This is a genomic window from Acinetobacter sp. RF14B (assembly GCF_006864105.1).
GTDB classification, from domain to species: Bacteria; Pseudomonadota; Gammaproteobacteria; order Pseudomonadales; family Moraxellaceae; genus Acinetobacter; species Acinetobacter lwoffii_C.
Genome location: NZ_SMTB01000111.1, coordinates 1 through 6,827, shown reverse-complemented (window position 1 = coordinate 6,827; position 6,827 = coordinate 1). Strand labels below are relative to the sequence as shown.

General features: G+C 46.0%; 10 protein-coding genes. 3 read left to right on the top strand and 7 right to left on the bottom strand.

Annotated features, from left to right (window positions below; all coding sequences use genetic code 11):
- The coding region (locus E2K52_RS12805; RefSeq protein WP_151205445.1) for an NAD(P)/FAD-dependent oxidoreductase at positions 1-515 on the bottom strand (515 nt) is incomplete at its 3' end.
- A 5-nt stretch (positions 516-520) separates the two neighbouring features.
- On the bottom strand, positions 521-1,165 hold the full coding sequence (locus E2K52_RS12800; RefSeq protein ID WP_171478864.1) for an SAM-dependent methyltransferase: 645 nt from the start codon (positions 1,163-1,165) through the stop codon (positions 521-523).
- Between the two features lie 84 nt (positions 1,166-1,249).
- On the opposite strand from E2K52_RS12800, the gene E2K52_RS12795 reads away from it, so the two are divergent.
- Both E2K52_RS12795 and E2K52_RS12790 read left to right on the top strand, forming a co-directional pair.
- Positions 1,250-1,423, top strand: a complete 174-nt coding sequence (locus E2K52_RS12795; protein WP_151205443.1) for a DNA gyrase inhibitor YacG — start codon at positions 1,250-1,252, stop codon at positions 1,421-1,423.
- 170 nt (positions 1,424-1,593) lie between these two features.
- Complete coding sequence (locus tag E2K52_RS12790) at positions 1,594-1,809, top strand: hypothetical protein (RefSeq protein WP_227548245.1); 216 nt, start codon at positions 1,594-1,596, stop codon at positions 1,807-1,809.
- Between the two features lie 9 nt (positions 1,810-1,818).
- On the opposite strand, the gene E2K52_RS12785 is transcribed toward E2K52_RS12790, so the two are convergent.
- From E2K52_RS12785 to E2K52_RS12765, 5 genes are all read right to left on the bottom strand, one after another.
- Entirely contained in the window at positions 1,819-2,463 is a 645-nt protein-coding gene (locus E2K52_RS12785; protein ID WP_151205442.1) for an MBL fold metallo-hydrolase, read from the bottom strand.
- 23 nt (positions 2,464-2,486) lie between these two features.
- The gene (gene hemH / locus E2K52_RS12780) at positions 2,487-3,500 is read right to left on the bottom strand and encodes a ferrochelatase (RefSeq protein ID WP_151205441.1); all 1,014 of its coding nucleotides are present in this window, start codon (positions 3,498-3,500) and stop codon (positions 2,487-2,489) included.
- 65 nt (positions 3,501-3,565) lie between these two features.
- The gene (locus E2K52_RS12775; RefSeq protein ID WP_151205440.1) at positions 3,566-4,594 is read right to left on the bottom strand and encodes a DUF4062 domain-containing protein; all 1,029 of its coding nucleotides are present in this window, start codon (positions 4,592-4,594) and stop codon (positions 3,566-3,568) included.
- A 122-nt stretch (positions 4,595-4,716) separates the two neighbouring features.
- Complete coding sequence (murI, locus tag E2K52_RS12770) at positions 4,717-5,586, bottom strand: glutamate racemase (protein WP_151205439.1); 870 nt, start codon at positions 5,584-5,586, stop codon at positions 4,717-4,719.
- A 49-nt stretch (positions 5,587-5,635) separates the two neighbouring features.
- A complete protein-coding gene (locus E2K52_RS12765; RefSeq protein WP_151205438.1) occupies positions 5,636-6,247 on the bottom strand; it encodes a DUF1285 domain-containing protein in 612 nt (203 codons plus the stop codon).
- Between the two features lie 186 nt (positions 6,248-6,433).
- On the opposite strand from E2K52_RS12765, the gene E2K52_RS12760 reads away from it, so the two are divergent.
- A partial coding sequence (locus tag E2K52_RS12760; protein ID WP_151205437.1) for an NAD(P)/FAD-dependent oxidoreductase occupies positions 6,434-6,827 on the top strand: 394 nt, incomplete at its 3' end.

The following is a 6,827-nucleotide window of genomic DNA, read 5'->3' as shown; positions in this document are numbered from 1 at the left end:
CTGCCCAGCTGCGACCACGAGACTGCCCCGCAGGCCAGAATAATCGCATCGAACGCTTCGGTCCGGCTTTGCTTAGTCTTCATATCCTGAAGTTGCAGGTATTGCTGCTGTACCTGTTCCACCTGATGCCGATAATGAAACTGAATACCTTGCTCGGTCAGGCGCTGTAACCAGGCACGCAGTAGCGGTGCAGCCTTCATTTCGGTGGGAAAGACCCGGCCTGAGGAGCCAATATAAGGTTCAATCCCCAAATTTTTCATCCAGTTCTGAATCCACGCAGCATCCCATTGTCTTAGCCACGGCGCCAGCCAGTCGGCCTGATCATAACGCAGAATAAACTGCTCAATAGGTTCAGCATGGGAAATATTCAGCCCCGTTTTTCCTGCCATTAAAAACTTGCGCGCTGCCGAAGGTTTTTGCTCATATACATGCACCTCATAATGCCACTGGCTTAATACTTCAGCCGCCATCAATCCAGCCGGACCTGCACCGACAATTGCAATACGCTGGCTCATGCAAATTATTCCATCACTTGAGCGTTCTGGCCTTGCAGAGGCTGAAACTTGTCAAAGCGGGTGATATAACCTTCTGGTTTACGAATGATTAACTGCTGACACAGCTCCCCCCGCTCCAAATATTTAATTTCAAAATGTGTACGCGCCGAATCCTGAGCAATCACTTCTTTTTTAAATGGCAAGTGCCAGACTTGCACTAACTGTTGTTCTGCTTCCGCAATATATTCCGGAATATTACTGGCCAAAGTGATCATACCGCCGCTTTTTAAACGGGATAACAAGAATTCAAAAAATGGCATATTTAACCAGCGCTGTGCCGGATTATGCGGCTCCGGATTGGGATATAAAATAAAACACTGTTCCACTTGCTGTGGATAAAGGGCATGTACAATCCACGGTAGCGCATCGGCATGAACCGGTTGCAGATTGGCCTGACCTTCAAGCGCGTGCTGTTTTTGCATGGCCAGAAATTTTTCCCGGGTTCGTTCAATGGCAATCAATTGACTCTGCGGATGTGTCCGGCTAAAGAGTAAAGCATGTTTTCCCTTGCCCGCTCCGATTTCAAGACAAATCGGCTCAGGACTGATACTTTGAAAATCACGAGGCGCATGCATACGCTGTGCTTGAAATTGACGAATCGGCATAATCAGATCAAACTAATAAAAACCGCATCAGTCTACCAACTGCGGCTATATTTGCCTAATCGAAGCTGCATATTTATCGGGAGTTTAACCATGTCTACCAGTTTAAAATGTCCACGTTGTGGCAAACTCACCACTTGGGAAAATAATGAATTCCGTCCCTTTTGTTCAGAGCGCTGCAAAATGATTGATCTGGGGGCATGGGCCAATGAAGACTATAAACTGCCCACCCAAGATGCGCCTCAAGCCCATGCTCCAGAAGACTAAAACCGGAGAAAGTCTGCTTTTTTTTCCTTATCCCTAGATAGAAAAATAGCTGGCATACTCATATAAACCAGATCAAGTTAAGCGAAAATTAAACGCAAGTTAACCATATTGATCGCCTAATCACATTCCTACTCTGAACTTAACCATTACATTATTTTTAGAGCATTCATATGGGCTATATCCTCTTAAAAGCTGTTTTTATGGGGATGTGTTTCTTGGCCCTTCTTTGCCTGAGTATTGGAATTTTTCAGCAAACTGTTCTGTTTATTGTGGTAGGCTTTTTATTTGCCTTTCTAAGCGGGTTATTGCCTATGCAAGCCGTCAGCTTCCTAACAATCCTTTTTCCAGATAAAAAACCAGCGAATGCTGGTCTTTTTAACAATTAACTTGCTATTTTAACCCGCCTTTCCCGCCACAAAAGGGTTATGCTGTTTTTCAAAACCAATGCTACTTATTGGCCCATGCCCCGAAATAAAGCGAGTGTCATCAGGTAAGCTAAAACATTCTCGTTGAATCGAGTCCAGTAATTGCTGATGATCGCCTCGTGGAAAGTCCGTGCGACCGATTGAACCCTTAAAGAGCACATCACCGGTCCATAACAAGCCATGATTCTGGTTATAGAACATGACATGGCCCGGGGTATGACCTGGTGCAAAGCGTACTTCAAATTCCTCATTACCCAATTGCAAGACTTCCCCACCTTCCAGCCATTGGGTCACCTCGACTTTTTCAGGAATCGGAAAGCCATAACGTGCAGAAACTTCCTGAATCATGTCAAGCCAGAATGCGTCTTCACGATGCGGGCCAATAACCGGAATATTCCATTTTTTTTGTAGGGCACCTACTGCACCGGCATGATCCAGATGACCATGTGTGAGCCACAGGGCTTTGACCGTTACACCCAGTGCTTCCACCTCAGCTATCAGCTTTTCCGGCTCCCCTCCTGCATCGATCAAAATGGCTTCTTGAGTGTCCGTATCCCAAAGTATTGAACAGTTTTGCTGAAAGGCCGTTACAGGAACAATTTTGACTTGTAGCATAGAACGAAATACCTCGAGATATTTTAATGGGCAAGAGTTTGAGTCAACGCCTCAAGATTAGCTTCTAACAGCGTATTGAGCAATTGCAAATGATCTTCACGATTATTCAGCGCCGGAATATAGCTATACTGCCCACCACCTAGCGAGCTAAACAGCTCGGCGTTCTGGATGGCCAGTTCTTCCAGGGTTTCCAGACAATCTGCTGAAAAAGCCGGACTCATCACCTGCACGGATTTCACCCCTTGTCTGGCCCACTCTTCAATCAGTACATCGGTATAGGGCTTGACCCATTCCTGCTTGCCAAAACGCGACTGAAAGCTGATTGCATATTGATCTTCAGTCAAGCCCAGTTCCTGCGCAACCAGATGACCGGTAATCCGGCAACGATCGGCATAGGGATCGCCTTTATCTGCATAAGGCTGCGGAATACCATGAAAAGACATCAATAACTTTTCTGCTTGTCCATGTACTGCCTGATAATCCCGCACACTTTGCGCTAAAGAGCGAATAAAAAGTGGGTGTTGATAATAGTCCCGAATCATCGAGATACCTGGCAGATTACGCTGTTTGGGAATCCAGTTCGCTATCGCATCATATAGCGGCGCAGTCGATGTCGCCGAATACTGGGGAAATAAGGGAAACAGAATAATATGGTCTTGGGGCTGGGCCGATAATTGATGGAGCACATCTTGAATATTTGGATTGCCATAAGTCATGGCTGGCACCACATTCAGCTCAAACTGTGGATAACGCGCGACCAGCTGGGCTTTTACAGCCTCGACCTGCTGCAACAGAATCTCACGCATGGGAGAATCCTGCTGCCAGACCTGCGCATAAGCATGAGAAACGCGCTTGGGACGAAAAGGCAGAATGAATAAACGCAAAATGATTTGCCAAATTGGTTTGGGAATTTCAATCACGCGCTGATCAGACAAAAACTGTTTCAGGAAACGGCGTACCGCTGGCACAGTCGGTTCATCTGGCGTGCCTAAATTTGCCAATATAATTGAGACTTTAGGTTTGGCTGTAGAAAACATTCAGTGCATCCGTCATGGTATCAACCCGCTTACTTTAACAGCTTTTGCCTTATTCTCTATATAGATTAGTAGGCTGACTTATATTGAAAAGTACGATCTTTACCCAATAACTGACTGTCTAGAAGTTTACGTGCTTTTGGGGTCACCTGCCAAAGCAGACGCTGGCGATCATCACGCCCCGAAGGAATAATCCAGTCATTCTGGCGCATTTGCATTTTTATGCTATGCAGCGCACGGATATTAATTTGGGCGCGAGCCACTGCATGTGCACGTGGCATTTCTGCGTGGGCATCTTCCAGACCGGTTTCATTTAAATATTCATTCATCCGTTTGGAAAAAAATTCTTCCGGCGTTGGATTGATAAAAGTCGAGCCCAAGATCTGCAGTAATTGTGCCCAGGTCAATTTTTTCTGGACTTTCAATTCTTTAAAGTTACCGTCCTGATAGGCATGCATACGATATTCAAAAGAAAGTAGCTCATGCATGGAGACTTTGGGCAGGCTCAGAAATGGATCAATTTCGCGTGTTCCCATTTCCTGCTCCAGTTGCGCCAGCCTGGTCTTCAACTGGTCAATTTCATCATGCAAGGCTTGGGTATTTTGTGGACGCACCCAGCCCGCTACCGGATAATGTTCCAGAATTTGTGACATGTTCAGACGTACCGCCATTTCCAGATCACGCAGGCTGCGATACCTAAACACCTGATCCGCTTCATTTTGGAGTAACTGACGAAATTCCTTAAATTTTTCTTTTAATTCCGACTTGCTATCATGCAGATCAGGATCGCGTGAGTCCGGGTCCTCATGCATAAAGACAATTATAGGCTTCTGTTTCGCGACCGCATAAATATATTCCAAGTGCATATAGCCCACACCGGAAACCGATTGCTCCCCATATTGGCTGCCCAGCAGGATCACGACATAATCACAGTCATCAATCTGGCGGCGTGCAAATGCCGTATTGAGCGGAGTACGCTGTTCCAGTCCCCAGGAAAAGAACCCCATACCCACCAGTGTTTGAGACAAAATAATCCGCTCTGGCTGCATGTCTGCCCCAGAAGTGGAAATGAATACCTGATAGCGTTTATCGAGCATGGGTTATCCTCTTCTACCGCATAGGCACAAAAAAGCTTTCGCATTTGCAGCCTATGACTCCCCCAGTATTAAAAAATACTTTTCCAAATTTATAGAAATAATTTTTACTGCGCCGGTTGGAATCAAGTATCCATATTGCTAAGTTGCCAGCTGAGGTCAGCTGGAATCAGGCGCTGTAAAACAGGTTGGAGCTGGTCAGCATTCTGCCCACTCACAACCAGTCTAATTTTCAAGTTTTGCTGATCACCATGCTCAAATAGTAACCCATTTTTAATCAAAATACGGGCGGTTTGTCTCGCTACTGCCAATCCTGAGTCAATTAGTGTCAGCTTATGACCAAAAATATACTGAATTGAGGGTTTTAGGAAGGGGTAATGTGTACATCCTAAGACTAAATAATCGGCGCCTTGATCGACAACAGGCTGTAAAATCTGTTTTAAAGTTTCCAGACAGGCCGCACTACGCTGCTCTCCGGCTTCTACAAAAGGAACCAGCTTCAGACTGGTTACTGGCAGGACGCGAACCTGCGCAGGCTCGGCAAACCGGGTCATAACTTCTTTAATCAGTTGACCGCGAAATGTGGCAGGCGTGGCCAGAACTGCAACTGTTTTGGAGCGGGTATTGAGCACAGCAGGTTTCAAAGCAGGCACTAAACCGATTATCGGAAAGTTTTCTCCATAGTAATCACGTAAATAATCCAGACTGAAAGCAGATGCCGTATTACAGGCCACCACTACAACTTTACAGCCCTGACGATACAGCCAGTCCACAGCCTTGGCAGTCAGGTTGCGAATTTCCTGATCATCTCGTGCTCCATAAGGCACATGTGCAGTATCGGCATAATAAATAAAACGCTCATTCGGTAGATAACGGGCGATTTCTACAGCGACTGACAAGCCGCCAACACCCGAATCAAAAATACCAATCGGTGCATCTGCACTCGCTTCGGGCATGGGATGAAGAACTGAAGAAATCGGTTGAATGGCGCTCATAAGGGATAATGGATTGATGTGTCAAAATACCTGAAGCAAAGCTTAAACCTCAGGTACTCAAATGCAAGTCTAAATCACCACTTTTTAAGCTTAAAACGGTTTCACCGGCAGCATTTTCACTGAGCTCTCCCATCTCCACCAGATGTAAAAAGGCAGCACGCTGGATCAGGGCATTGATTCCAAAACGGACATGCACATAAGGACGCAGTTTGCCCTGATATTCCCGCATGAATACCGGATGCGCTTGATCTACAATTATCAGGTCCTGGGTCGTGGTGCTCAACTGCAGATAGGTTTTGCCTTCAATCTCGACCTGATCGACCTGATTGACAAATAAAGGCTCGTCCTCTACTGCAATTTCAATCATTTCCACCGGCGTTTTTAGATAGAATTTATCGTTTTCTTTCCAGAGCACCGTTGCAAACAGATCAATCATCGGCTGACGCTTGATCAATTGACCTTCGTGCCACCATTCGCCGTTGGCCAAAACCTTGAGATCCATTGTGCCACAATGCTTTGGCTGCCACTGCTCCAGAGGGGGGATTGACCTTTTGTGACTGCCCTGTGCATCTTTTAAGTATTGTGCGATGTCCATTAAGTTTTTATCATCACGATCAGTTAATTTTTTCGTCGGATTCGTGTTTGGCATTGGCTTATCCATAAAAGAAGACCTTAATGACGGAAAAATAATATGTTTCAGCCAATTGGCTAAAACTGGGTTTAAAACTATACTAGCCCAGATTATGAAAGACACTAGCATTTTTGTGTCTAGGAATTCAGAACACTCATGGCAGCACCCAATCAGCTGATTATGGTTGCCACCGAATAGACATATGAGGAGTCCTACATGGAACACATCGAACGTGAATCGATGGAGTTTGACGTAGTCATCGTAGGTGCAGGCCCTGCGGGTCTTTCTGCGGCAATTAAAATCCGTCAACTTGCAATTGAAAATAACCTGAACGATCTGTCCGTTTGTGTCGTAGAGAAAGGCTCCGAAGTCGGTGCCCACATCCTGTCCGGTGCAATTATCGAACCTCGTGCCATCAATGAACTTTTCCCTGACTGGAAAGAACAGGGGGCGCCTCTTCATGTGCCCGTCACTGAAGACAAAACGTTCTTCCTGCTGTCTGAAACCACCTCCAAACAGGCTCCGCACTGGATGGTGCCAAAAACCATGCATAATGATGGCAACTATGTCATTTCCCTCGGCAACGTGGTGCGCTGGTTAGGCCAGAAAG